This is a genomic window from Nostoc sp. JL31 (genome assembly GCF_017114965.1).
Taxonomy (GTDB): Bacteria; Cyanobacteriota; Cyanobacteriia; order Cyanobacteriales; family Nostocaceae; genus Nostoc; species Nostoc punctiforme_A.
On the sequence record NZ_JABXKO010000110.1, the window covers coordinates 1 to 24679 of the forward strand.

23 protein-coding genes and 1 pseudogene are annotated in these 24679 nt (G+C 40.8%); 10 read left to right on the forward strand and 14 right to left on the reverse strand.

Annotation, left to right across the window (positions count from 1 at the left end; all coding sequences use genetic code 11):
- Positions 1-2 precede the first annotated feature (2 nt).
- Positions 3-383, forward strand: a complete 381-nt coding sequence (locus tag HWQ43_RS27510; protein ID WP_292739567.1) for a response regulator — start codon at positions 3-5, stop codon at positions 381-383.
- A gap of 269 nt (positions 384-652) precedes the next feature.
- A complete protein-coding gene (locus HWQ43_RS27515; RefSeq protein WP_292739569.1) occupies positions 653-1243 on the forward strand; it encodes a peptidoglycan-binding protein in 591 nt (196 codons plus the stop codon).
- 121 nt (positions 1244-1364) lie between these two features.
- On the opposite strand, the gene wecB is transcribed toward HWQ43_RS27515, so the two are convergent.
- Both wecB and HWQ43_RS27525 read right to left on the reverse strand, forming a co-directional pair.
- A complete protein-coding gene (gene wecB / locus HWQ43_RS27520) occupies positions 1365-2477 on the reverse strand; it encodes a non-hydrolyzing UDP-N-acetylglucosamine 2-epimerase (protein WP_292739571.1) in 1113 nt (370 codons plus the stop codon).
- Positions 2478-2738: 261 nt separating this feature from the next.
- Positions 2739-3110, reverse strand: a complete 372-nt coding sequence (locus tag HWQ43_RS27525) for a hypothetical protein (protein WP_094349008.1) — start codon at positions 3108-3110, stop codon at positions 2739-2741.
- Positions 3111-3843: 733 nt separating this feature from the next.
- Here HWQ43_RS27525 and HWQ43_RS27530 point away from each other — a divergent pair.
- The 3 genes and pseudogenes from HWQ43_RS27530 to HWQ43_RS27540 form a co-directional block, all read left to right on the forward strand.
- Entirely contained in the window at positions 3844-5118 is a 1275-nt protein-coding gene (locus HWQ43_RS27530) for a type IV pilus twitching motility protein PilT (protein ID WP_292739574.1), read from the forward strand.
- Between the two features lie 173 nt (positions 5119-5291).
- A complete protein-coding gene (locus HWQ43_RS27535) occupies positions 5292-6059 on the forward strand; it encodes a circadian clock KaiB family protein (RefSeq protein WP_292739576.1) in 768 nt (255 codons plus the stop codon).
- Between the two features lie 118 nt (positions 6060-6177).
- A pseudogene (locus tag HWQ43_RS27540) lies at positions 6178-6918 on the forward strand (transposase); the annotation flags it as partial.
- A gap of 139 nt (positions 6919-7057) precedes the next feature.
- On the opposite strand, the gene HWQ43_RS27545 reads toward HWQ43_RS27540, so the two are convergent.
- Complete coding sequence (locus HWQ43_RS27545) at positions 7058-7786, reverse strand: hypothetical protein (protein ID WP_292739578.1); 729 nt, start codon at positions 7784-7786, stop codon at positions 7058-7060.
- Positions 7787-8179: 393 nt separating this feature from the next.
- Entirely contained in the window at positions 8180-8575 is a 396-nt protein-coding gene (locus HWQ43_RS27550; protein ID WP_292739580.1) for a hypothetical protein, read from the reverse strand.
- An 852-nt stretch (positions 8576-9427) separates the two neighbouring features.
- Between HWQ43_RS27550 and HWQ43_RS27555 the strand changes: the two genes are divergently transcribed.
- Entirely contained in the window at positions 9428-9868 is a 441-nt protein-coding gene (locus HWQ43_RS27555) for an Hsp20/alpha crystallin family protein (RefSeq protein ID WP_292739582.1), read from the forward strand.
- A gap of 128 nt (positions 9869-9996) precedes the next feature.
- On the opposite strand, the gene HWQ43_RS27560 is transcribed toward HWQ43_RS27555, so the two are convergent.
- The 10 genes from HWQ43_RS27560 to HWQ43_RS27600 all read right to left on the reverse strand — a co-directional run bounded on the left by HWQ43_RS27560 (position 9997) and on the right by HWQ43_RS27600 (position 19243).
- Positions 9997-12177, reverse strand: coding sequence for a CHASE2 domain-containing serine/threonine-protein kinase (locus HWQ43_RS27560; protein WP_292739583.1), 2181 nt, complete (start codon positions 12175-12177; stop codon positions 9997-9999).
- Between the two features lie 197 nt (positions 12178-12374).
- The gene (locus tag HWQ43_RS27565; RefSeq protein WP_292739584.1) at positions 12375-14375 is read right to left on the reverse strand and encodes an FHA domain-containing protein; all 2001 of its coding nucleotides are present in this window, start codon (positions 14373-14375) and stop codon (positions 12375-12377) included.
- The gene (locus HWQ43_RS33920) at positions 14372-14575 is read right to left on the reverse strand and encodes a DUF6760 family protein (protein ID WP_313931140.1); all 204 of its coding nucleotides are present in this window, start codon (positions 14573-14575) and stop codon (positions 14372-14374) included. Before HWQ43_RS33920 ends, HWQ43_RS27565 begins: the two co-directional genes overlap by 4 nt.
- Complete coding sequence (locus tag HWQ43_RS27570; protein ID WP_292739585.1) at positions 14518-14901, reverse strand: phage tail assembly protein; 384 nt, start codon at positions 14899-14901, stop codon at positions 14518-14520. The genes HWQ43_RS33920 and HWQ43_RS27570 overlap by 58 nt, the downstream gene beginning before the upstream one ends.
- A 136-nt stretch (positions 14902-15037) precedes the next feature.
- Positions 15038-15316: a hypothetical protein gene (locus HWQ43_RS27575; RefSeq protein ID WP_292739587.1), complete on the reverse strand. Its 279-nt coding sequence runs from the start codon at positions 15314-15316 to the stop codon at positions 15038-15040.
- Positions 15288-15635: a hypothetical protein gene (locus HWQ43_RS27580; RefSeq protein WP_292739589.1), complete on the reverse strand. Its 348-nt coding sequence runs from the start codon at positions 15633-15635 to the stop codon at positions 15288-15290. Before HWQ43_RS27580 ends, HWQ43_RS27575 begins: the two co-directional genes overlap by 29 nt.
- Positions 15636-15646: 11 nt before the next feature.
- Positions 15647-16141: a phage tail protein gene (locus tag HWQ43_RS27585; protein ID WP_292739591.1), complete on the reverse strand. Its 495-nt coding sequence runs from the start codon at positions 16139-16141 to the stop codon at positions 15647-15649.
- 22 nt (positions 16142-16163) lie between these two features.
- Complete coding sequence (locus HWQ43_RS27590; RefSeq protein ID WP_094331970.1) at positions 16164-16619, reverse strand: phage tail protein; 456 nt, start codon at positions 16617-16619, stop codon at positions 16164-16166.
- A gap of 92 nt (positions 16620-16711) precedes the next feature.
- Complete coding sequence (locus tag HWQ43_RS27595) at positions 16712-18373, reverse strand: phage tail sheath C-terminal domain-containing protein (protein WP_292739593.1); 1662 nt, start codon at positions 18371-18373, stop codon at positions 16712-16714.
- A gap of 30 nt (positions 18374-18403) precedes the next feature.
- Positions 18404-19243 carry a Pvc16 family protein gene (locus HWQ43_RS27600; protein WP_099100382.1) on the reverse strand — a complete coding sequence of 280 codons (840 nt, stop codon included), beginning with the start codon at positions 19241-19243 and terminating at the stop codon, positions 18404-18406.
- A 754-nt stretch (positions 19244-19997) separates the two neighbouring features.
- Between HWQ43_RS27600 and HWQ43_RS27605 the strand changes: the two genes are divergently transcribed.
- From HWQ43_RS27605 to HWQ43_RS27620, 4 genes are read left to right on the forward strand one after another with little or no spacing between them, the layout of a single operon-like run.
- Positions 19998-21119: a HAMP domain-containing sensor histidine kinase gene (locus HWQ43_RS27605; RefSeq protein WP_292739596.1), complete on the forward strand. Its 1122-nt coding sequence runs from the start codon at positions 19998-20000 to the stop codon at positions 21117-21119.
- Between the two features lie 21 nt (positions 21120-21140).
- Complete coding sequence (locus HWQ43_RS27610) at positions 21141-21821, forward strand: response regulator transcription factor (protein WP_099103916.1); 681 nt, start codon at positions 21141-21143, stop codon at positions 21819-21821.
- Positions 21814-24027, forward strand: coding sequence for a substrate-binding domain-containing protein (locus tag HWQ43_RS27615; RefSeq protein ID WP_292739598.1), 2214 nt, complete (start codon positions 21814-21816; stop codon positions 24025-24027). Before HWQ43_RS27610 ends, HWQ43_RS27615 begins: the two co-directional genes overlap by 8 nt.
- A complete protein-coding gene (locus HWQ43_RS27620) occupies positions 24005-24646 on the forward strand; it encodes an FHA domain-containing protein (RefSeq protein ID WP_292739600.1) in 642 nt (213 codons plus the stop codon). The genes HWQ43_RS27615 and HWQ43_RS27620 overlap by 23 nt, the downstream gene beginning before the upstream one ends.
- Positions 24647-24679: the final 33 nt, after the last annotated feature.

Sequence of the window (24679 nt, forward strand, 5' to 3'; positions counted from 1 at the left end):
GGATTAGTTATTTCCGGACTGATTACCGTGATTCACTAATCAACGAATCGCACTTCCTCTTTGAATTAGAGGGAGCAGAGGTGATTGCAGCGGCTTCAGCAGACGAGGCTCTAAAAATAATGTCATCTTTTAAACCAGACATCCTAATTAGTGACATTTGCTTACCCGATGAAGATGGCTACTCACTGCTCTTGAAAGTCAGAAATTTGGAAGCAAAGCGGGGTAGAAAGATTCCAGCGATCGCTCTGACGGCATCTATTTTCGAGGACGATCGTAAACGTGCATTATCAGTAGGTTATGATGTACACCAACGCAAGCCGATAGACTTAGAAGAGTTAACTTCTATGGTTGCTACTTTAACTAGAACCGAACAATACGTTTGACATATTTAGATGCAATAAAAGACAAGCCACTAAGCAACAATACTTTAACTAAATTTTATTTATTTTCAAAATGCGATGTCTACGACGAGCTAACCTGTCTTAGACATCGCATTTTTGACGAATGTTTTGACTAATTTTATTTTTTCTTAATTTCGCTATCAATAAAAAATTTTTAAAACACAGTGATATAAAATATACTAAGAATAAATACAGAGAACGATCAAGTAATTCTCTGCGAGTACTCATTTTTTTATATCAAGGAGTGCATTATGGAATATCTTGCTTATTCCCAGATGTTTATTGCTCAAGAAGAAGCATCTGGAAACATTAAGTATCATCTTCCTCAACCTCAATTCAATTGGAAAAAACTGCTTAAATCTTCGGCTTGGTTAGCTTTAGCTGGTGTCGGTGTATTATTTGCTGCTGTAACCCAAATTCAAGTGAGTTCGGCTGCGTATGTAAAGACTAACGGCAGTTGTTTACGTGTCCGTTCTGGCCCAAGCAGCAACTACTCGTATGTGGACTGTGTACCAAATGGCGCAACACTTCCAGCCATTGAACGATATGAAAACGGTTTTGCCAGACTTTCTACAGGTAGATACGTTTTTGCGCGATGGATTGGTGATAGACCTAATAATCGTCCTGTAACTAGACCCGGTGGTGTTGGTGGTTCAGTGATTCTTACCCCCGGTTCTAAAGGTCAGCTCGTCAGAGACCTGCAAACAGCTTTAGGTAATCTCAGGGTTGATGGAATTTACGGTCAAGAAACTGTTAGCCGAGTCCGAAGCTTTCAGGAAAGTAAAGGTCTACTGGTAGATGGTGTTGTAGGCCCCGAAACTCGAGCAGCTCTGGGTATTTAGCCAGAAGCCACCCTTAAAAAATCTCGTGGTTTGGTAAATATTGTCAAACTAGTTTTGAGGGTTTGTAGTAAGCACTTTAGTGCTTGAGAAATAAGGACTAAAGTCCTTACTACGAACTTTTTTACCCATAAATGTAATTTTGGACAATCTGCAAAATGCGCTCTGCTGCATGACCATCCCCAAAGGGATTGATTGCGTTTGCCATCGCTTCATAAGCATCTGAGTCACTGAGTAACTCAGCAGCGGCTGCAAAAATGTTCTCAGTCGTAGTGCCGACAAGTTTGGCTGTACCAGCTACAACAGCCTCTGGTCTTTCGGTGGTATCTCTCAAAACTAGTACTGGTTTTCCCAAGCTAGGGGCTTCTTCTTGCAAGCCACCAGAGTCAGTGAGCAAAAGATGCGATCGTCCAATTGCTGCAACCAATTCGCCATAATCTAGAGGATCTGTCAAGAAAATTCGGGGATGATTCCCTAAAAGTTCCTGCAACGGGACTCGCACTGTCGGATTGCGATGCAATGGTAAGAGCAAAGCTGTATCAGGAAACTTGTCTAAGATTTGTAAAAAGCCCTGAGCGATCGCTAACAGAGGTTCTCCCCAATTCTCCCGACGATGAACTGTTGCTAACAAAACCCGATATGATTCCCAGTCTAAGCCTGGGACATCGCAAACTACTTGGGTTGCAGCGACATTTAACAATGCATCAATTACAGTGTTACCCGTCATGTGAATTTCACCCAAAACACCAGAACGATGCAAATTTTCCACAGCCCAAGGAGTCGGCGCAAAGTGCAACTGAGTAATTTGAGAAATCAACCGCCTATTAGCCTCTTCTGGGTAAGGATTGAAGATATCATCAGTTCTTAACCCTGCTTCTACATGACCAATAGGAATTTTTTGATAAAAAGCTGCCAAAGCTGCGGCAAAAGCAGTGGTAGTATCTCCCTGCACAATTACGAAATCTGGCTTTTCCGCCTTGAATAATGCCTCTAATCCTTGTAAACTACGGCAAGTAATGTCATTTAGAGATTGCTGAACCTGCATAATTTCCAAGTTATAATCAGCCTTGATATTAAACAGTTGCATAACTTGCTCAACCATCTCCCGATGCTGTCCAGTTAGAATTACTTGCAACTGAAATTTTGAAGACTTCTGGAAAACCTGAATAACTGGAGCGAGTTTAATCGCTTCCGGGCGAGTACCTAAGATAATGCAAACGCGTTTTTGATTAGTCATTAGTCAACTGTAATTTGCCATCTATAGTCAATCCTCTATAGTCAATGGTCTATGGTCAATAGTCGGCGGTCAATCCTTACATAAACCATAAATATTAATGGATAAATCACACAAGATATAAAAAAACCCGGCTTAACCGGGCAGACGCACTGTTTGTCTAATTAACCTGTAATGACTATTTAAAAGTTCACATTATAAAACCCATGAAAAAACCCGGCTTAACCGGGCAGACGCACTGTTTGTCTAATTAACCTGTAATAACTATTTAATCTCACAAGTTAGAGGGCAAGCAGCGTAAACAGTAGCCTGCATTTGGTCTGCCTCTCCATGCAGCCAGCTTAACCATTTAACTTCACTAGGATGAACTCCCTTAACAGTTAGCACACCCGCAGCCAATACAACTGCCATGACATTAAACATTATTAGAGCGCCTGCTACAAGCAAAACCGCACTAACAGGCATCACAGATTGCAAGATAATCGACAACAGACATCCGACCGTAGCCATCAAGACAACTAGTGGAAAACCCACAACCAACAAACATACTGCTAATGTAAAAGTCCATATTAAAAAGCTTTTAATCATCAACAAGGAGTAGGTCTTTCCTTGATTAGAGCTTTGAGCAGAAACCATGACTTTTCCTCCCAAAATACACAACAAATTTTAATTTCAGTCATTTCTCGCTTTTCACGAGTAAACTGAATTGTTCTTCAGTGAAATTCAGTATATAAAAACTAATTGAGAAAATGAGCATTTGTTTACTAAAGTTTACAGTTAATTTTTCGTAATTATGAATATAAACTCAACTTTCTATCTATTAAAAAAACTTGTTTACTGCATCTACCTTCAGGTATATAACCTAAAAGGTACGAGCTTTTAACTTTGATCCCCACGATATTACTCCTCTTCAACTTAACATTTCTTATAAAAACTAGTAGTCTTTCTCATAATTCCTAGACGGGCTGAATAAATGAACTGCCTAGTATTTGTACTGTTAATTGCTAGCAATTCGTGCCCATGCCTGAGATAAATTTCTCATCTAAGTTATGAGAATATTTACCTTGAAATAAAAGCATTAAAAAATACTTCTTAACCAATGTGTATTTACTGAGGCGTTTTGACTCCTTACGTGTGTTAAACCAGTTTAGATAGGTTAAATAATCTATCTAAATATTCTGAGTAGTCAAATCTTAGGAAATAAAAGATACCAATTGAGGTGGATGAAATAGATTGACCGTGGTTCTAGAGTTTCAATCGCTTTCTATCACCGCTAAGGCTTGTAGACAAGCATTCTCCAAAAGTCATCAAAGCAAGTGACTTTACTTCTCGTTAATTCAACTTTATTAACTGCCAAATGTGAAGATATATGACAGAATCACAATCTCCATTAAATTCTAACTCTGCTGCCGTACGTAATTTGCCACCGCCACCACCGCCAACGCCAACCTTTAGTACGCAGCGGCAGATGACACAAACACTCGATATGTCAATGGATAGGGGCACTAATCCACCTGTTGCAGGTCATCGTCCAGGTAGTCCACCGCCAATACCTAATTCAGTTCGCCCTCAAAACAGCAGTCCAGAAGTCACTTTAGAGAAGTTAATCAGAGAAGCTTACGATCAGGGATATTCTGACTTGCACTTGGGTGTAGGAGAATCACCCCGCTTCCGCAGCCGAGGAGAAATTCAATCAGGAGATTATCCAGAAACAGATAAAGAAACTTTTATGAGTTGGTTGCGGGAGGTAATGAGTGAGGGAGAAATTCAGCGCTTTGAAGAATCCTTAGAATTTGACGGAGCAACTCAATACGAATTTGCTCGCGTGCGGATTAATGTTTTTGGCTCCCTTAAAGGGCCTGCAATGGTGTTGCGGTTGATTCCGCTAAAAATCTTAACTATGGAACAGTTGAGATTACCTCCGATTTTTCGGGATATTTGTCATCACCATAAAGGTTTAATTTTGGTGACGGGACCCACTGGTTCTGGTAAGTCCACCACAATGGCAGCGATGATTGACTACATCAATAAGGAAATGGCCAAACATATCATCACCATTGAAGACCCGATAGAATTTGTCCATCAAAGCCGCAAGTCTTTAGTCAAACAGCGGGAAGTGGGAATGCATACCCGGAAATTTGACAACGCTTTGAAAGCAGCTTTGCGGGAAGACCCAGATTTGATTCTGGTAGGGGAAATGCGGGACAAGGAAACAGTTAACACCGCCTTAAAAGCCGCTCAGACTGGTCACTTAGTCATGGGAACCCTGCACACCAATAGCGCGGTCAAAACCATTGAGCGGATTCTTAACCTCTATTCTGGTGAAGAACAGGATGCAATGCGGGTAGCGATTTCTGAGTCTTTAGTCGCAGTAATTGCTCAAGGCTTGTGTCGCACAACTGACGGTAAGCGGGCTGCTTTCCACGATGTGCTGATCAATACTGAGGCGATTAAAGAATGGATCAAAGACGGTAAGTATGATGAAATTGGCGAGCTGATGAAACAAGCCGGCTTTGACGGCATGATTACGATGAATCAGTCATTGCTCAATCTCTATCAAGACGGACGAATCACTGAAGAAACTGCTTTGGAAATGTCACCAACTCCTAACGAAATGGCACAGTTTCTCCGAGGTCGAGTTTAGGATTGGGATTGGGGATGGAGAAGAGGCAGAGGAGCAGGGTGTGCGGGGCAGAGGGGAAAACTCTTCTCCCCTGCTCCCCAATCTCAAATATCTTTGCGATCCTGGTTGAGGTTATAGCTAAGGTAAAAGGTAAAAGAGAGAATTTTTACTTTTAGTTCCCTAACCTAACCTCTGTGAATAACTTGACAACAAACAAACTATCTACACCCCAGCTGTTTAAAGGCATTGCGCTATTTACGCCTGGAGGAGATTTAATTTACTGCATCGACCCTAGCAAGCAAGGTCGATGGCATTTGCATTTGTGCTCGGCTTTGCAAGAAATTCTAGATTTACCAGAGCCACCGCACTTTTTAGTGCCTTGTTATACTGCAACTATTGACAATTGGTTAGATCCGCGCACTCAACAAGTGCGAACTTTTGCTGAAGCTTATCCGGCTGTAATTAGACACCAAACTTTGCTTAATGCTGTTTTTGGCACAGGGGAATTAGTATGGCAAGCAGCTCCTTGGCAAGAAGGATTGTGCGATCGCATGGTGTTAACAACCTATCGTTCATCATTTGGGCAGCTTTGGGAAGATCACGATTTAATTGTCCGTCTAGACCTTTCTGAACCTGTGCCAAAATATCACCAACCAGTAATTGTACAAAAAAAAGAAGCCATTACCCAAGGCTATGTTCTCCGGTTGTTTGTTGCCGGACATAGCAGTTCTACTGAACGCATTCTGCAAAATTTACACGAATTGTTAGAGCGATCGCTCGGACATCCTTATACTCTGAAGGTGATTGATGTTTTAAGTCATCCAGAACAAGCAGAACTAAATCAGGTTTCTGCAACTCCTACCCTTGTCAAGGTTTGGCCTCACCCAATTCGGCGAATCGTTGGAGAGTTGGATCATGTAGAAAAGATTTTACAGATGTTAGCTGCTAAGGAAAAATTTTAGGTAATCAGACTAGTTTTTTGCCAAGTGCGCGGTAAGCGTTCAGGGGGTAGCAGGGCGATCGTAAAAAACTGCAACCAGAATCTGGTAGTGTGAAGTCACAAGTGGTTATGGAGTAAGAGTAGTAGCACTTGTCGCATTGCTGAGTGGAGTGTATCGCAATAGTCAAAGGATGGTACAAAGTGCAATGCAAGAAGTGTTTGGGATAGCAATATCACTGGGAACCGTAAACAAACTCAGGTTTGAAGCTAGCGATGCAGTTACGACTTGTGTGGATGAAGCAAAACAATACATCCATTGCTCAAAGGTTGTAGGAGCAGATGAAACGAGCTTTAATCAAGCTAATCTCGACGGTTGTAATCCCCAACAAAGAAAGGCTTGGCTATGGGTTGCTGTCACAACGCCACATGCTTCAAGTCGGCAAAGCCGCCCAACGCAGTGGCTCCCCCTAGTCACATTTTTTGAAATTGCCCTAACTCGTTGCACCCAAGCGGCTGAAAACTTGTTGGGTGAAAACTTTGGGGGGATTTTAAATTCCGACCGTCACGGTGCATACAACTGGGTAGAACTGGAACGTCGGCAATTATGTTGGGCGCATCTACGACGGGAATTTATCAAAATCTCAGAACGTTCTGGAGTCTTTGCAGGATTAGGGATTGCGCTGATTAAACAGCAGGAGAAATTATTTGAGTTATGGCATCGAGTTAGAGATGGCACTCTGGCGCGTTATGAGTTTATTGAATTAGTCAAAGATATTAAGGAGCAAATCTTAACTTTATTGCAACGAGCCGCTGACTACGAGATTGGTTATCGGGAAAAAACACCCCTGTCCAAAACTGGAAGGAGTTCAGGTTTCATCTAAAACAGATTTATTAAAAAACTTAAATAAAAATTTTGTAAAAATTAAAGATTATTTATGGGAAGATGGTACTTTATATTTAGAATAGATATTACTTTCATTACCATAATTTTGGTAATATTATCCCGTATTCCTAGTTTAATCAAGACGACCCCTGATTTTTGATTTGTTTAGATGTAGCTTCCATAAAGTCGATAAAAACTTTTATGAGCTTATGAATTCCCTCGCTACCTCCTGCAATTAAACCTCCTGTCAGCAGTGCATCTAAACAACGGAAAATAACTATTTGTATGGGATTATCTAAATCAATAACTACAAGTGGTTCAATTGAGCGAACACCTATTGCACTCATTAAAAGACCGAATAAAAGGGATGTCCATAGAGCAATTGTCCGTGTATCAGATTTATAGGCTGTTCTTTGGCGCTCTTTTTCATTTATATCATCCATTTGTGGCTGGAAAATTTTTAATGAATCTTGTTGATTCTGTGTAAAATTTTGGATGATTTGCTGTTCTAAACTCATTCCTTCTGGTGGAAGTCCACTGATTTGATTAGATTCCAAAGAAGGAAACTGTTGCTGTTGTCCTTCCATAAATTTTATTTTCTCAGAAATTAGAGCCTTTTCTTGCTGAATACTAATATCTAGTTGTTCAACGAATGGGCCACGCCAAGTAGTTATAAAAACTTCTAAAGAACGCTCTAGCAATAAAGAAATAAATAATTGTAATGTGAGTAACTGGACAATATCATTAACTCCAAATGGTTTTAAAACGAATGGTTTAGATGATAACCAAGTTGACAAAGTTACTACTAGAAAACTAATAATGATTAATACAATAAATAAAGGAGATTCGGGAGAAAGCTTTAGCAACGTATCTATACTCCTGTTTCGCGTTACAATATCTAACACAGCCTGGAGGTGAAAACTACACCTGCTGAGTAACTTAACAACGTTAATTTGATAGAACAGTAAATAATTTATGACCCGTCCCTTTTTTCTAAAAGTGTGATGAGTCACGCCGTTGTGGGAGCAGAAAGCATTTCAGTGCTACTGTGCATGGGAGACGCTAGAGCAAGTAGCAACCGTAGCATCAACTAAAAACCCCTCCAAGGTGTTGGAGGGGTCAAAGTAATTTTTGCGAATGAGATGGTAATTAGGGGGAGACAGCAGCTTTTCCTGCTCGGTTACGCATTTTCTTGTCAAAGCAATCAGATGATAGTACAGCATTTCATAAATCCATTACGAATCTCCGCAAGTCTGTACTTAGTAAGATAAATTATTAGTACTGTCGTCTGATGTCAGGTGCGACTCGACAGCGTTTAGATAACCTTTATCATTCAAAGCTTGTGGTGGTAAATTTTTAGCGTTGACAGCGGCCTTAATCACATTTGGTCCAGTTACATTTCCTGTTTGGTATCTCAATACCAAAGCGCTACCGCTAGGAATACCCTGTGTTTTCAGATTACCTTGAGAAGCTATAAATGCAGCATCAAAAGGCTTTAGGTAGCTAACATTAGTAGAATGAGTAGAGAAATTGTTAGAATTGACAGTTATAGGTTCGCCACTATTGCTAGTAGCTATTTGAGTGCTACCTATTCCAGGCAATAAAGCAATAGAAGTAACAATGAGTACAGAATCGATCAAGATAGAGAGTTTCATAGGATTATCCTTAGTTATAGTAAAGTGCAATTAATGTTATTGAGTAATAGAGTCTTATTTTTTATCTGTCTTAACTTCCTGCACCCAGTTCACCTGAACGGTTGATTTTCTCCTCACCCATTCGGGTGATTTAATCGAGCGCATCCTACGGTTCATTCAAAGTTGCTAAGACCCCAATACGCTTGGCTTAAGGACTTCTTTCTTATCTTTGCGTCTTTTGCGTCCAACTCTTACGAGACGCTGTGCGTAGCTTCCCGAAGGGGTGGTTTATTTCCGCCGTGTTGTACTAGGATTAAGAATTTGCGCAAAATTTAGCAAGGGAAAGAGTTTCATTATTGATGCTGTGTTGGTTGATAAATTGAGAGTTAAGTTCAGGAAAAACTTGAACAGATATATATTTAACTGAGGTTATCTAAAAATTTATGCAGCAATACGCTTGGGTTAGCGCCAAAAGTCTTAAACTGTGTAGGTTGGTTGAGGAACGAAACCCAACATTTCCTGGGCTTTGTTGGGTTGCGCTTTGCTTAACTGAACTGTATTGATTTTTGCAGCCTTGTTACTCAGTTGTAGGCATAGCCCAACTGAGGCATCGTATTTCTGCACTATCCCCTTCAACAGCAGATTTATTAGTTAAGGATGATTGAATCTAACTTATCTATTCGGTTTCCCGAACACACAAATTAGAGTAAACCGTAATCTATTTTTTATGTCTAATTTAGGACGGTAATCATCAATAAATTAGTGCTAATAACCGAATTTACATCAAGCTAAATTTTACATAGTATGAATATGTAAGCACGAATTGAAGTGCAATACTGATTAAATAAAAGCTAATTACTGCGAGGAATAGTTATGACACTAATTCGTTTAAATACTTCAAATCAAATTGACACTGTACAAGATATAATTAATAGTTTATTTCAAGACACGGGATTAGCATCTGTATTGTTGGACAGAGACTTAAGCAATGTTCCTGCTGCTGAAATCCAAGAAACTGAAGATGCAATTCATCTGAAGCTAGAACTGCCAGGGCTGGAAGCTAAAGACCTGGATGTGGAAGTCACAGAAAACGCTGTTCACATTAGCGGTGAGCGAAAGTCTGAAACAAAAACAGAGGAAAAAGGTGTTACTAGAAGTGAGTTTAATTACGGTAAATTTAAACGCGTAATTCCTCTATCAGTTCGGGTTCAAAACACTAAGGTTACGGCAGATTATAAAAATGGTATCTTGAATCTAATATTGCCTAAAACTGAGCAAGAAAAGAACAAAGTTGTCAAGGTTAATTTAGAATAACCTGTTAACTAATGGTTTGCGATCGCATCGCACTACTTTACCTCCAATGATTGATTGAAATAGTTAAGAGCTTGGTCATGCGAGTGACCAGGCTTTTTTCTAAGTAATTTAGTGTTGAGAAAAAAGTACTAAAGACTTTCGAGATTTTTAAGCACCTCTGCGGCTGACTGATATCGTTGAGTGAAGTCGAAATGTACCATTTTATTTAAAATCATAACCAACTCGTCTGTAGCGTCAGTTAATTCGCGCCAATGTTGCCAAATCTGTTGATTAGCATCAGCTACACTTTGGATAATTATTTCACCAGTATTTGTGTCTCTACGAAACTCTCTGGGTTCTACCCCAGTTAAACCTTGTATTCCCATAATTCCCAACGCATAAATATCGCTGTTGAGTTTTGGCAACCCGCTCATTTGTTCAGAAGGTGCATAATTAGGAGTGCCAATTGAAATTGTTTGAGCTTCTTGCTGCTGAGGTTGAATCTGCTTAACAGCGCCAAAGTCAATTAAAACAATGTGCCAATCTGATTCTCGCCTAATTAAGTTGCTAGGTTTGATATCTCGATGGATTACGCCATAGCTATGAACAAAAACAAGCACGTTTAAAACTTCTTTGAGTATTTCCACAACTTCAGCTTGTTTTAGTTGCTTACCAGCAGTTAACTCTTTATCCATAGCGTGTCCTCGAACAAATTCTTGCACTAATGAAAATTGTCGATTTTCTTCAAAAAAAGCTAGGAGTTGAGGAATTTGTGGGTGCTTACCCAAAGTTTCTAAAATTTCTGCTTCAGCGTCGAATAGGCGTCTGACAACATTTAAATATTCTGCATCTTGGCGAGGAGGTCGCAACTGTTTAACCACACACTGCGGATTACCAGGACGCTGGATATCGTCAGCTAAATAAGTATTGCTAAATCCTCCAGAACCCAAGGGCTGAGTAATTTTGTAGCGGTTATTTAGTAGCGTGCCTAGTGCAATTTCTTGCCCGATGGAATCAACAATTACCGTTGGCGCTTCATTTGAGGCGTTGCCACGCTGCCGTAAAAGACCTTGCAATTCCACAATTAATTGTTGGTGTTCTTGAACCCGTTGGGTAATTTCTTTTTGCTCTTGCTTAGTTTGATAAGCACTATAGGCAAGGACGCTGCCGGCGGTAAATACTAGCCCCAACGCCGGAGGTATGACTGGGAACCATCCAGCTTGGGTAAAAATGACAAAATTGGCTCCAAATAATACTGCCAGGGCTGTTGCTGCTGCCAATACTAAGCCTAGCGGATGTTGAATCCGCCATACTAGCAACCCACCAACTACAGTCCATCCCCATATCCAAAAGACTTTACCCCACTCAGGCAAAAACCAAAATAGAGGCTGTTTGTTAAGAACAGCACTGAGAATTTGACTAGCGCTGTGGGCATGAATTTCAATTCCAGCCATTTTGCCAGAATCATCTGACTTACCACTAGCAAAGGGCGTATTAAAAATATCATTTAAACTATTAGCTGTTGAACCAATCAAAACGATGCGGTCTTTAACTAAATCTGGTTTAACTTGATTTGCAAGTACTTCTGTAATAGTTACCTGCTGGGCAACCTGATGACCAGAACGGTAATTAAGCAGGATTTGGTAGCCATTGGTATCTGCTTTTTCATAGCCGCCAGCGCTACTTTGCAGGGGTTTAAATATAGTATTACGTAGTCGTAGTTCCTTTTTGGGGGTAAATTCTGGTTGAATGCCTCCGACTTCTAAATATTTGAGTGCTAGTTGTAAGCTAAAAGAATAGGTACTTTGACAAGAATCGGATTCCTCTGCACTTACTAATAATAGATTGCGGCGAATTGTAGCGTCAGTATCTTCTACGACATCATTAAATCCCACTCGCTCTGCTTCAACGCCTTTTGGGGGCGCTATTCCCGGATTGTTAGAACCAGAATGTTTGCAAATAGGAATGATGATATCGCTCTGTTGTAGGCGTTGCAGTAGTTTGTCATGACCAGGCGGTACTGGTAAGTCACGAAAAATATCTAGACCAATGACTCGCGGTTGATATTCTTCAAGTTTGCCTAACAGCCGGTCTAGAAGTTCGCTAGACAGGGGCCAATTCCATTTTTGGATATCTTTTTCACTTAAAGCGACAATCAATAAACGAGTGTCTGGGCCTGAGTCGGCACGTAATTGCATCATTTGATCGTAGACTTTCATTTCTAGAGGCTCGAAAACCCCCAGTTTTTGAATTCCTATTAACAGAAGTGTTGCGATCGCACTTGAAAGAATAACTGGCTGTCTAAATAAACTTTTAAAATTTACAACCATTTTTTGAAATAGGTTTTACTTTAAAATATACGTATATTTTTAGATTAGTTTTTAATATTGAAATTATTCTACGCAATTTGCAACTTTTCAAAAAATATAGTAATCATATTTTACTTGCAAATACCAATAGGATCAGATACCCGACTTATTTAATAAGTCGAGTATCTGGTTTGTTGTTCGTGACTAATCGAGAATTGCTATATGTGTTTCAGATAATGCACAATCGCCTCTGCTGTTGACAAATTAGTAGCCAATAAAACTTGATTAATAGTGCATAATCTTAACAATGCTTCTTCATTTGCTTGACCAGGCTGAGGTTGCAGCAAATCTCGCAGGAAAATAACTGCTACAATTTCTCCGGCTCCAACCAATGAAGCAATTGTTTGATATCCTCCAGAAGTTGGTGCGGGGGTTTGTTGACTAATAGTTATCCCTGCCTGTTGGTGTAAAACTTCACTAACAGATGGCCAGGTAATTGTAAAACTCTGCGAGAAAAATTCCTGATGTTCAGAAACCAATTCAACAAGTTCTGATTTTTTGCTTTCATGAGCGATGAGTACTATATTCCTTTCAATGATTGCTTGAGGAGACTCACTAACATTTGTTTCTTCTGGAGTTTCATCAAAATTATCTTCTTCTACTTCAGGAAATTCTTCAATAGTTTGACTGATACTCTCAGCCGCTCCACTTTCTCTTGTTTCCAAAGATAGAATATCAGCTGAGTCAGAAACTTCACTTACTTGTGCAGCAACATCATCAACATGTACATTGGCTTCTTCAGTACTTGAATTGCTCAAATCAATATATTGATTGCTTAAAACTTCCGCAACGTTTTCATCAGGTGCAGTTGATGCTTCAGAAACTTCGCTTATTGTTTCATCCACCGCAGAAGTAGGTTCTAATTCGTCAACATCTGCGCTGTCTGCTGCTGTAACTGACGTATCCCAATCTATCGCTTTATCTATATCCTGTGTAACTTGGCTCAATGCTTCTTGTGGCTGAATCTCTTCGTTTTCAACAACTTCACTGACTTCTTCTACGACTGGCGTATCCAAATCTACTACTTCATCGTGAGTCGCTTCGGGAATGTTATTCTCCTCCTCAGATACAGGGTGGAAAATATCGCGCGGCTGGACGGAGGTAACTTCTGCTGCTAGTGCTGCCTGCAACTCTGCATTTTCATTGTAGGTAGCTTCGGGAGTGGCGCTTTGTACAGGAACTTCGTTGAAAATATCACGTGGCTGTACGAAGGTAACTTCTGCTTCTAATGCTGCCTCTAACTCTGCATTTTCGTTGTAGGTAGTTTCTGGAATAGCACTTATATTACGCTGTTGTACGAAAGTAGATTCTGTTGCCAATGCTGCTTCAAAATCTACAGCCTCATCGTGGTTAGCTTCTGGAAGAACACTTTCCTCTTCAGGAGTTTCAATGATGTTTTCAGGTGCAGCTATGGCGTTATCAGGTTCAGTCAAAGAAACTTCTGAGGCTTCGCTAACTTCTGGAACTTCGACTTCCTCACTATCGGCGCTGACTTCTGGTGTAACTAATGTTCGCAAATCCACAATTTCATTACGAACATCGTGTGGAACTTCGCTAACTGCTTCTGGTGGCTGAATGATGTTTTCAGGGGTGATTATCTCAGCAACTGGGATGACATCATCAGATTGAGTAGCAACAACTTTCTCAATTTCGCTGATTTCTGGGGAAGGAGCATTAATTTCAGGTGTTTCTACTTCTTGACTAATTGGCGGTGGAACTTCGCTAACTACCTCTGGGACTGGATTAACAACATTGGCAGCGCTGACATTTTCAGGCGATCGCGGCCGAGAAAACAGTGAAGGATCTATAATTCTAAAGACTGTCTCTGGTTGCTCATAAGCGGGGGCAACTGCTTCTAAAATCAAAACATAATCTGCAATCCGAATAACATCTCCATCACTCAAAGAATATGGTCGATCTTTTTCGACTTGTTTTCCATTAAATATTGAGCCATTTCTACTGCCAAGGTCAGAAAAGTAGTAATTTCCATTTTTAACAAAAAACTTAGCATGTACCCGACTGATATCAGGGCTGTCTAGGAGTAAATCAGAATCAGGAGAACGACCTATTAGCCATTCTCCTCTCGTTGGGGTTTCTGTGGTCAGGTCAACTTCATTGACTTCACTTAGATTTGGTGAGTAGCTAACTTTTACTTTCATATTAATTTTTGGTTAATTTTATTGATTTCTGCTACCCAGCGCTGACGGGTAGTGTGTTCTAAATTTAAAATATCATCTTGTGACCAGTGGAAATGATAAGCAATAAAAGCTACCTCCTCATATAAAGTATCAGAGGGGTAGCTTACGACTCCCCCGCTAGTTCTAGCTCCACTGAAAATTGAGTATTGCAGTGGGGACATTGTGTCGGAATGTGTACATTGCCTTGTTGATTGATTCGATTGTAAAATTCTCGGAGATAGGCAATGTCATGTAAGAGTAGTTCTTCAAGTAAATCAGGGCTAACAGAATTGAAACTGCCCAAGCGAGTGATAACCCTTGCAAGCATTACCAAGACACCGTAAGCCGGATTTTCCTGAACTTTGCGCTCTTGTTGCACCAAAATTTCATCTTTGGCGGTGGCTAAACGCATCACCCCATGACGATGTACTCGTTGTTCGCTATCACTCAATCCTCTAGGAAGAGTGAAGGCAAATTCTGTGCAGAGAGTATCCTTTTTACGGCGCATAGGTTATTTAATTTGGGCATTGGGCATTGGGCATTGGGCACTTGTACTGAGTTTCGACTGCGCTCAACTACCGCGAAGTCGTTGGCGCAGCCTCTCGTAGAGAAGTATTGGGCATTGGGTATTGAGAATAGGGTCATTAATTATTGGGCATGGGGCATTGGGCATTGAGAATAGGGGATGAGTCTTTTAGCTCCATTAATGAGTCTTTTAGCTCCATTAATGAGTCTTTTAGCTCTATTAATGAGTCTTTTAGCTCCATTAATGAGTCTTTTAGCTCCATTAATGAGTCTTTTATCTCCATTAATGAGGCTTTGCTCTCTGCTCTCCTGTTCCCTGCTCCCCACTCCCAATGCCCCATGCCCCATGCCCCATGTCCCATGCCCAATTCAATTATGAAGAACTGCTTCGGGAGCATTTACTGTATCTTCCGGTATGGAAGTTTCGCCTTCCAAGCCATTGATTCGACGGTAAAAATCTTGGAGGTAATTTAAATCTTGAGAAAAAAAGTTTTCCACGATTGCAGGGGTCACTTCTGATAAAGCACCCAAGTGGGTAATCACTCGTGACAAGATAATAATTGTGGCATAAACGGGATTAGCTTTAACGCGTGGGTCACGCAAGGGTGCAATCTCGTCTATCGCCGTTGATAACCGCATTACACCTTTGCGGTGGAGGTTGCCTTCAGAGTCTAGATACCCTTTTGGCAATGTAAATTCAAACTCTGTAGGAAACATACTCCTCCTAATTACTTCACGCGTTTAAATTCCTCAAAAGCAACCTCCACCTCCTCAATTTCGATGTCATGGCTGCGGGCGTTGACATCGGCAATCTTGTAACTTGCAGGCCAAGCACCGGCTAACTCAAATCTAGCTACTTCTTGATTTGCCTGATTATAAATAGACAAAGCAACAAGTCTACGTTGCTCAGACCAATTACCCTTTTCGACTTTCTCAAACCACTTCCAAAAATCCATAGAGTTGGTGGTGCCTCTACGCAGAATGAGATTACCACTCTTGGGATTGCTAGGAAGCTTGGTTCTCACCACCTGACCTTTTGATTGCCCTTTTGTACCCCAGGTTTGAGAAGTGACTTCAGTAATTTCAATAACCTCTTGTGTTCTTTTAAAGCCTTGACACTCCAAAAAGAAACAATTGGCATCGTTTTGACCTTCTAGTGTCAGTTCTAAATAGAACCGATGGGCTGTCAGAACTTCTGGAATTCGGCTTGCGGATTGTACCACTGTTAATTACTGCAAATGCTAATTATTTGATTCGTTTAATTCCTTCGTGAACCAATTCAACAGTCTCATTTGCCATATCACCACCAGAGGCTGTTAAGGTAGGCCCGGTGTATTTACAGGGATAACAATTGACAATGTTCCAGCGTGCTTTTTCAGAGCCTTGTTGGTCGTAAGCAACCACTGAACCAGTCTTACGATTCTGTGCCCACTTCCGAGGGTCTCCCATATCTTCGTTACAGTCTTGATACCATTTATAAAGGTCTATATCATCAGTGGCGATGACTTTTACTGTAATGTTGGTAAATTTAACAACAGTTGGTGTAGCTTGACGCATTAGTTTAGCGCCCTTAGATGAACCGTGAACTTCTTGCGCTGGTGTATTTTCAACGCCTAGTCCGCTAATTTCTTTAATGAATTTATCAGTAATTCCGTCAGCTTCAAAGTAAAACTTACAAGAGGTTAAAAATTCGCCTGCCATACTTTTAGACTCCTTTGTGTGTAATTAATTTTGAAATGGGCAATGGGGAGAGACGCGATTTATCGCGTCTCTACAAGAGGAGAATTCTTGGTCTATTCGCTATCTTCAATGCCATTCCATTGGCTGATGCGGAAAACAACAAATTCAGCTGGTCTGACGGGACAAACTCCAACTTCAATATATAAACGTCCTAAAATTCTGGTTTCTGGTGGGTTCAATTCTTCGTCGCACTTGACATAAAATGCTTGGGCTGGAGATGCACCAAATAAAGCACCTTCACGCCAGATACGCTCTAAGAAGTTACTGACGGTGCGGGTGACACGCGCCCATAAATCTTGGTCGTTCGGTTCAAAAACTACCCACTGAGTCCCCAGTTCTAGGGATTTTTCGATATAGCTAATTAATCTACGCACACTGATGTAACGCCACTCTGTTTTATCTGGCTCAACTAAAGTGCGTGCGCCCCAAATGCGGATACCTCGATTGGGGAAGCTGCGAATACAATTTATCCCCAAGGGGTTTAATAATTCTTGTTCGCGGAAGTTGGTGTCATAACCCAAACCAATTACGCCTCTGGGAACTTCATTTGCAGGGGCTTTGTAAACTCCTCTGGTTTCGTCGGTGCGGGCCCAAACACCCATCACATGACCACAAGGAGGTACTAAAATTGGATTACCGCGATCGCGTGGATTCGGTACTTTGATCCAAGGATAATAAAGGGCCGCAAACATCGAGCGACGGTTAAACCTATTCAACCATTCCACTACTTGTTGCGGTTTGACGGCTTCCGGTGGCGAATCAAGTACAACCATCCGGTTGGGCGGGTTGGGAATATCGCCACTGGCAGAACCTTCGCACATACTAATCATCAGTTCGATGATGCCGTGAACTTGATCTAAATTCAGTACTTGCTCTTGATAAGCCCGCATCACATCAGGACAAGCCAGCATTGTGATTTCATCAACTTCAAAGATACCGCGTACCCCGGTGCGATCGTCTCGAACCCCTTCTAAATTTTGCGAAAATCTATCGGGTGTGGCAGCAACAATGGGTGGCGCTAGTTCATATTGACCATTAACCGGACGACGAGCTAAAGGCTGTCCACTTTGAGTTATGTCTTCTACAGTGACATACATCGAATTTCTCAATGCCGCCAGCGCATAAGTTGCCGTTTGACCATTAGGCTCGCGGTTCATTGTCAAATTCTCATATTCCTCTAAAAGTTCATCTCCCCGACGAATTTGGATGGTGAAATACTCGCCCGTATTTGGAGGTGCTTCTCCTTCAGTACCTTCAGGTAGGGCACGCGGTGAACCATCTATAATAACGATATTTACTAATCCGCCTGCTGCTTGCTCAGGGCGCAAAGTAAAACGCAGGGCTGGACGATTACCTCGAGCGTTGATTCGTAAGTTAGCTGGTTCTGGAGTCGCGGGTTTGGGTGCGCCTGGTAACTGAGTCCCAATGCTTGTTACCCAGCAACGACCGCCACCATTCATAAAGTAGCCGTAGACTGAAAAGGGTAAATAGGCGTTGAAGTCGGTGAAGCCGTCAGAGTTGGGACGCGCAAAGTAGTTTAAAAATTGCGTCCAAGTGGTTACTAGCATGGGCTTGTATAACTCAGCCCCACCGCGAACGTCTTCTGTAAAGCCTACAAATCCGGCAACTGCTGTGCTAACACCTTCAATTGGTCGGCTACCCCGGTCAATTTCTTCGATATAGACACCAGGAGCAAAGTAATCAAGTCTAGCCATGAAAGTCTCTCCAAGTCAGTAAAAATCTAATTATTCAGGAGTTAGAAATATTTCTTTGAAAGTATTACTTTGGTTATCTACCAATGCATTGACGTTTTGGGGTAAATAGCCAGGATGATTCAGAGTCAAAACATAATTACCTAAATGAAGGTCTTCAAAGAAGAACAGCCCTTCTTTAGTAGTTGATATGGACTTGTCAGTTCCCCTCACAGCCACTTCTGTCGCTACCAAGGGCAGATTTGTCACCGCACTTTTGACAATACCCGCGATCGCAACTCGCCTGGTTAATACTAGACTGTCACTATCGCGAGACAATTGATTTCGCAAATTGAAAATTCGCTCCCAAACCAAAGGCACTGGAGTCGGTTGTGGCTCGAAGGGTATTGTGACTGTCAAATATAAGGCTGAACGCAACGGCACACTCAGAGCGCTCCATAAAGAGCCAATCTCAATTGGCGGCTCTAGGGCAACTGTCATGTTCAAATTACCATAGCCCCGTAATTCAGGAACCAAAAACTCCTCTTCCAAGGTGCGATGGCGCAACAGCACAGTCAACGCCTCACTAATAAAGTGATGCTCACCTAAAGCTGTTCTATCCCAGGCTGTTAATAGCAGCGAAACATCAAACCAAGCGGGTGCCCAATTTACAGTGGCAGGTTGTAGAGCGCGTGTTAGCTTGCGTTCTACTTGCCTGCCAGAATGTTGTACCTGCTTACTCTCACGTATATCAAAAATATATAAATTGAGAGTCGGGCCTGCTCCCTCTTCCCTACGATTACCAGGATGGCTAAAGTCAATTTGCTCTGTACTGGTAAGTGAGGTTCCTCCAGCTAGAATTTCGGCTAAAGTTTGAAGAACGAAGATAAGCATGAAGGTGTTCTGCTGGTAGCTAATCCAGATGCATCTACAGTATATGTATCGGGCTTCTAAAGTTAATTAGACTTTTGTCGATATTTTGAAATGGCGTATTGGGTCAAGAATCCGTAAAGCAGCAACTTCAGTTTGTAGATTAATCTGGAGCAGTTCTTAATTAGACACACTACATTTTTTCTTGTGGGGTGGGCTGAAAAGCATTAGTGTCAAGTTAAGACAGAAGCCCAAATTTCAAAGGTATATTCATCGAATTCGGGGTGTCGTTTATTAAATTCGGGCAGTCGTTCATCGAATTCGGGGTGTCGTTTATTGAATTCGGGGTGTCGTTTATTGAATTCGGGGTGTCGTTTATTATTTTTGTTCAATTTTAATTTGAGGAGGACAAAACCTAAACACAAAAAGACTTTTCATCCAGTCCCCAGTCCCTAGCTATACTAGTTGACCCCAGTGATTTCATCTTAACTTGACACTAATGGCTGAAAAGCCGACCCAAGTAGTCCATTAAGCTAACGAAAGCTTGGGTACATAGTAAGCATTTCAGTGTTTAACATCAGGACTTTAGTCCTGACTACAAACTTGTTTACACAGCAAAGTTAGCTTGATACACATGTCAATACAAACCTTAATAATTATTTGTATGAATTATCTCAAAAGAGAACTTAACAAAAAAATAAACATTCCTGAGACTGCATAATTTTATACTGGTCAGCAGAAGAGTAAAAACATTTGGTTGCAAAAAGCGAGTGAAGCTATGACACTAGGCTTTTCTGTCCAAAAACTAGACAATGGCTCGAATTATTTGAATTCCTCAGACATCCAAAGCTTTTGTCAGCTTGAGTCTGAGCAGTTAACTAGTCAGTATCCAATTTTTTTCGCTCGGATTGTCTATCATGATTCATTATTGAGAGCTAATCAAGAGGTGATAAATTATGGCCAAGACCAAGTTCCTTTTTCCTCAAAAACTTTAGCTTATTTGCGTTCAGAAGCATGGCTTACAGATTTTCCGCCTACTTTGACTTTACAGGAATTTAAACTTAAGGACTTTTCATCCATTTCTTACATTTGCCCCATATCCTATAGAAATCAAAAAACTGAATATATTCAAATCATTACTCATGAACCTCTTTCGTCGAGTTTACAACTATATGTAAAACGCTCTGCTATGCTGCTGAGTAAGTATGTAGATATTTCCTTGGACTATGACAGACAAAAAACTGAAATTAAACTCCTAGAAGATATCTTGCATCGAGTAGGTCATCAATTGCGTAACTCTCTAGGACTTATAGGATTGTATGCACATAATTTATGCTTAGGTTTAGAGGATAGCCCTTGGCAAGAGCAAGCAACAATCATCGGCGAAAGTATACAAGATTTAGATACTAACTTAAACGAACTGATTGATTGCGGTCAAAGTTCAAAGTTAAGAGTAACGTTTCAAGATTTAAGAAGTTTGGTGGCTGAAAGTATCACAAATTTACAACCTTTAATTAATCAGAAAAAACTTAAAATATCGATTCCCGATACATCGACAATACTGAAGATAGATAGATTACAAATGAAACAAGTTTTTGATAATATCCTCAGTAATGCCGCGCATTTCAGCCCTAATTCAGGAACTATTACCTGTAGCTGGCAAATTTTCCAAGATGAAGTTTTAATTAAAATCTCCGATCAAGGGCCAGGATTGTCTCAAGAAGACTTACAAAAAATATTTACCCCATTTTATTCTCGACGGAAAGGAGGTACAGGACTGGGTTTAACTATTGCTAAAAAAATTATTCTAGATCATCAAGGAAGTATCTGGGCACAAGTTTTATCAGAAAGTGGGGCACAATTTTCGATGATTTTGCCTCGTTCAAGGAGCGTGAATTAATTTATAATTCATCATAAAAATATGATTAATGATAGTAATAAACTTTCAGTTTTACTCGTAGATGACGAAGAACGCTTCCGTCAAGGATTACGTACTCTCCTAAATTTTTATAGTATTAATTCTGCGTTACCTGTAGAAGTTATTGGTGATGCAGATTCTGTTGAGCAGGTTTTAAAGTTTACAACCCAGAAGTGTCCAGATTTAATTTTGCTGGATATGCAATTGAAAGGATGTGATGGAATTACAGTTCTGGCACGTCTTAAAGAAGCTGCTTACACTGGCAAGGTTTTAGTATTGTCGGCTCATCAAGAAGATGACTGGATTTTTAGAGCGATGCAGGGAGGAGCCGCAGGTTATGTATTTAAAAATCGTGTGGCAACCCAATTATGTGAAGCTATAGATACTGTAACTAGGTCAGAAATTTATCTACCTTCAGAAGTTGCTAGTCGATTTTTCCGGTTTTTTCAAGCTTATTCAGACTCTTGTGTAAAAGCATGTCATGAGGTGCATTTAACCGAAAGAGAACAAGAGGTTTTATACTGGTTAACTCAAGGTGCTTCTAATGAAGAAATCGCTAAACATTTGTATGTAACAGTTGCTACTGTTAAGGCGCATCTCACCAGTATTTTTGAAAAATTGAAGGTTACTAGCCGGACTCAAGCGATTGTGACTGCCCTCAAGCTAGGATTAGTTCATGCTTGAGCGCGACGGAAGTAGTCGGCGCAATTCACGAAACTTTTTGTATATGGCTTCATTTGAATCTTTTTATCAAGAATACCCCTGCTCGTACAATTCTCCCTTAAGTTGCGATCGCCCTTTCCAAACGGCACAGCAAATCAAGGGTGCTAAGTTTTGCTTGGAATGTGGTTTTCCAGCAACTTTACCACAGGAGGCTGAGATTAAAGGAAGTCAGGGAACTTATCAAATAGCTAGTTTTATTGGTGTGCGGGGTTTAGGCCGCTTATATTCAGGTGTTCAACTTAAAGACAAACAACCTGTAATCATCAAAGAATACCTGCTCCCTAATCGTTCTTTTAATGAAAGTGAGACTCAAAAGCGGAAAGAGACTTTTAAACGAGTGGGTGGGGTAAGTTTAGCCGATAGTCGAATTCAAAATTTCCGTCTGGTGGAAACAAAAGAAGCGATCGCAGATGAAAAAGGAGAACGCTGTTATTTAATTACTCAAGGAATAGACTCATCCCAAACTTTAGGTAAGTATCTCATAGAAAAGGGAGCAATGACATCTCTTGAGGTGCGTGAGGTACTAAATCAAGGTTTACAAACTCTCCAGTTTCTCCACACCCAAAAGCTGCGTTTTCCCTCCAATCAAACACAACTGGGTATTACTCACGGAAATATCAATTTAGACAGTACTTTAATTAAAGTAGAAAACAATCAAAAGTTTTCTATATACTTTTGTGATTTAGCTATCTGGGAAAACTTATTTATTCCCACAATTATTCCTCAACCTGCTCCCGCCAGACCTGACCAAGATATAGAATCATTAGGATTATTAGCCTTTTATTTATGGGTAGGGCGGACAACTAATTTTTCATCTAACCAGCCTCTCGACCCTAGAGATAATCAACAATGGCCGGATACCGATAGCAATTTAAAGCACTTTATTTATCGTTTAATTGGGCTGGAAACTCCTTTTGAGAGTGCAGAAGCGGCTCGTAAAGCACTACTAGAACTTCCTCAAGAAGATCGTGCTAAAAGTTCAAATTCAGCGCGTTCGTCGAAGACGTTGGCGCAGCCATCGCCAGGTTATCAAGAAATAAAAAAGCCTTTGCCAATGCCCTTGCTTTTGCTAGTAATCCTGTTCTTATTACTACTTGGTGGCGGAATTTGGTATTGGCTTTGGGGCAGGAAAACAGATAATCCTAATCAATATATCCAATGGTCTAGACTTGTGCGAAATTTTTCAGAAGTAACCAACGTTCCTTCTGGACAATTTACCTACACAGGAGAAAAAGATAGTACATGGAGTTTTGTTTTAACGCAATTGGTGGACAATAGTCGTTTAGGAGATTTATTGACCAGACCAAAGCCAGATGCAACAGCAACCTTTGACTATAAATCTGTTTTGTCATCAAATAGAAATAATCCGATTAAAAGTATCGAAGAAGTCCAAATAAACAAAAAAGATTTTGCAATTACTAGTTTGGTAGACAACATTACAGATAAACTTGCGAAAAAAGCAGTAGCCTATGATGGGTTACTTGTTTTTGTCGCATTTAATAAAAGAGACTCAAATCTTGCCAATGCTCTTGGGGGGCAAATCAATATTGAGCAATTGCGTCAAATTTACACAGGTAAAATTACTAATTGGCAGCAGATTAATCCCAAACTTCCAAATCTGCCGGTGAAACCTTTTGCCCCAACTGAACCGGAAGCAATCAGTAAATTTCAACAAATAGTTCTGCAAAATGCCCCTCAAGACGAAGCTTTATTTGCAGCGAAAGTTACTAAACTTGATACAACAAAAACCCAAAATCTAATACGTAGTGAAACTTTAGATGGGCGAACTACTGGTATTATCAGTTTTGGGATTATCAGTAAAACTTCGAGTCAGTGTACTGGCTATCCTCTAGCGATCGCAGATGGTAAAAAGTCCGCTATTCAACCTCTGTTTCAAAAGCGCGATCGTCGCTCAATAAATCCCTCAGATGATTTGTGTCAACATGATGATTATTATGTTGATGTCACAACTTTCCAAAGCTACCCCTTGGGATACCCTATTTTTGTAGTGTACCCTAAAGACAGCAACCGCCTACCTGGTGGTTCTACATTTGCCCAGATGCTAACTACTCGTCAGGGTCAGTGTTTACTTAGTAAAGTAGGTCTTGTAGCTTTACAACCTATGCCTGATGATATAAATTCTTATGCCTGCAAATCGGTGCCCTAATCCTAGTTGCGAATATTTTAACCGCGCCCTGCCTAACAATGCTAAGGTTTGTCCCTGGTGTTCCACTCCTCTGGGTAATGTAGTTTCCCCTACACCACAACCGCCTAGTCAACCTCCGCCTATTCAACAACAACCTAGTCAACCACCTGTTCAGTATCAGCGACCGCCTACAGAGCAACCTAATTACCAAGCTCCCCAACAAGCCCCCATTGATTATTCAACAGTCTATCAACCACGAGTTTCCTATCAACCAACACCGCCTGTTTATACTCCTCCGCCTCAAAGAGCGCCAGCCTTAAAGCTGATTCATAGCACTGGCAGAGAATTTCACCTCATTGGAGAAGGCGGTTATATTGGTCGCCGCAGTCAGAGTCCAGGAATAGCGCCGCCAGAAATTGACTTAACCGGTATTCCCAGTGAGGGAATAGTCTCTCGTCGTCATGCGCGAGTCGATTGGGACTGGTCGCAAAATTCTTATATGATTGTTGATATGAGTACAAATGGTATTTATTTAAACAACAATCCTCTAACTCCCGGTATGCAGTATCGCCTGCTAAACGGCGATTCACTACGATTTGGTCAAGATAACCTAGTTAATTTCACTATATATATAGTGTAGTAAAAAGCTGATTTGGTAATCAGCATTCTCTGT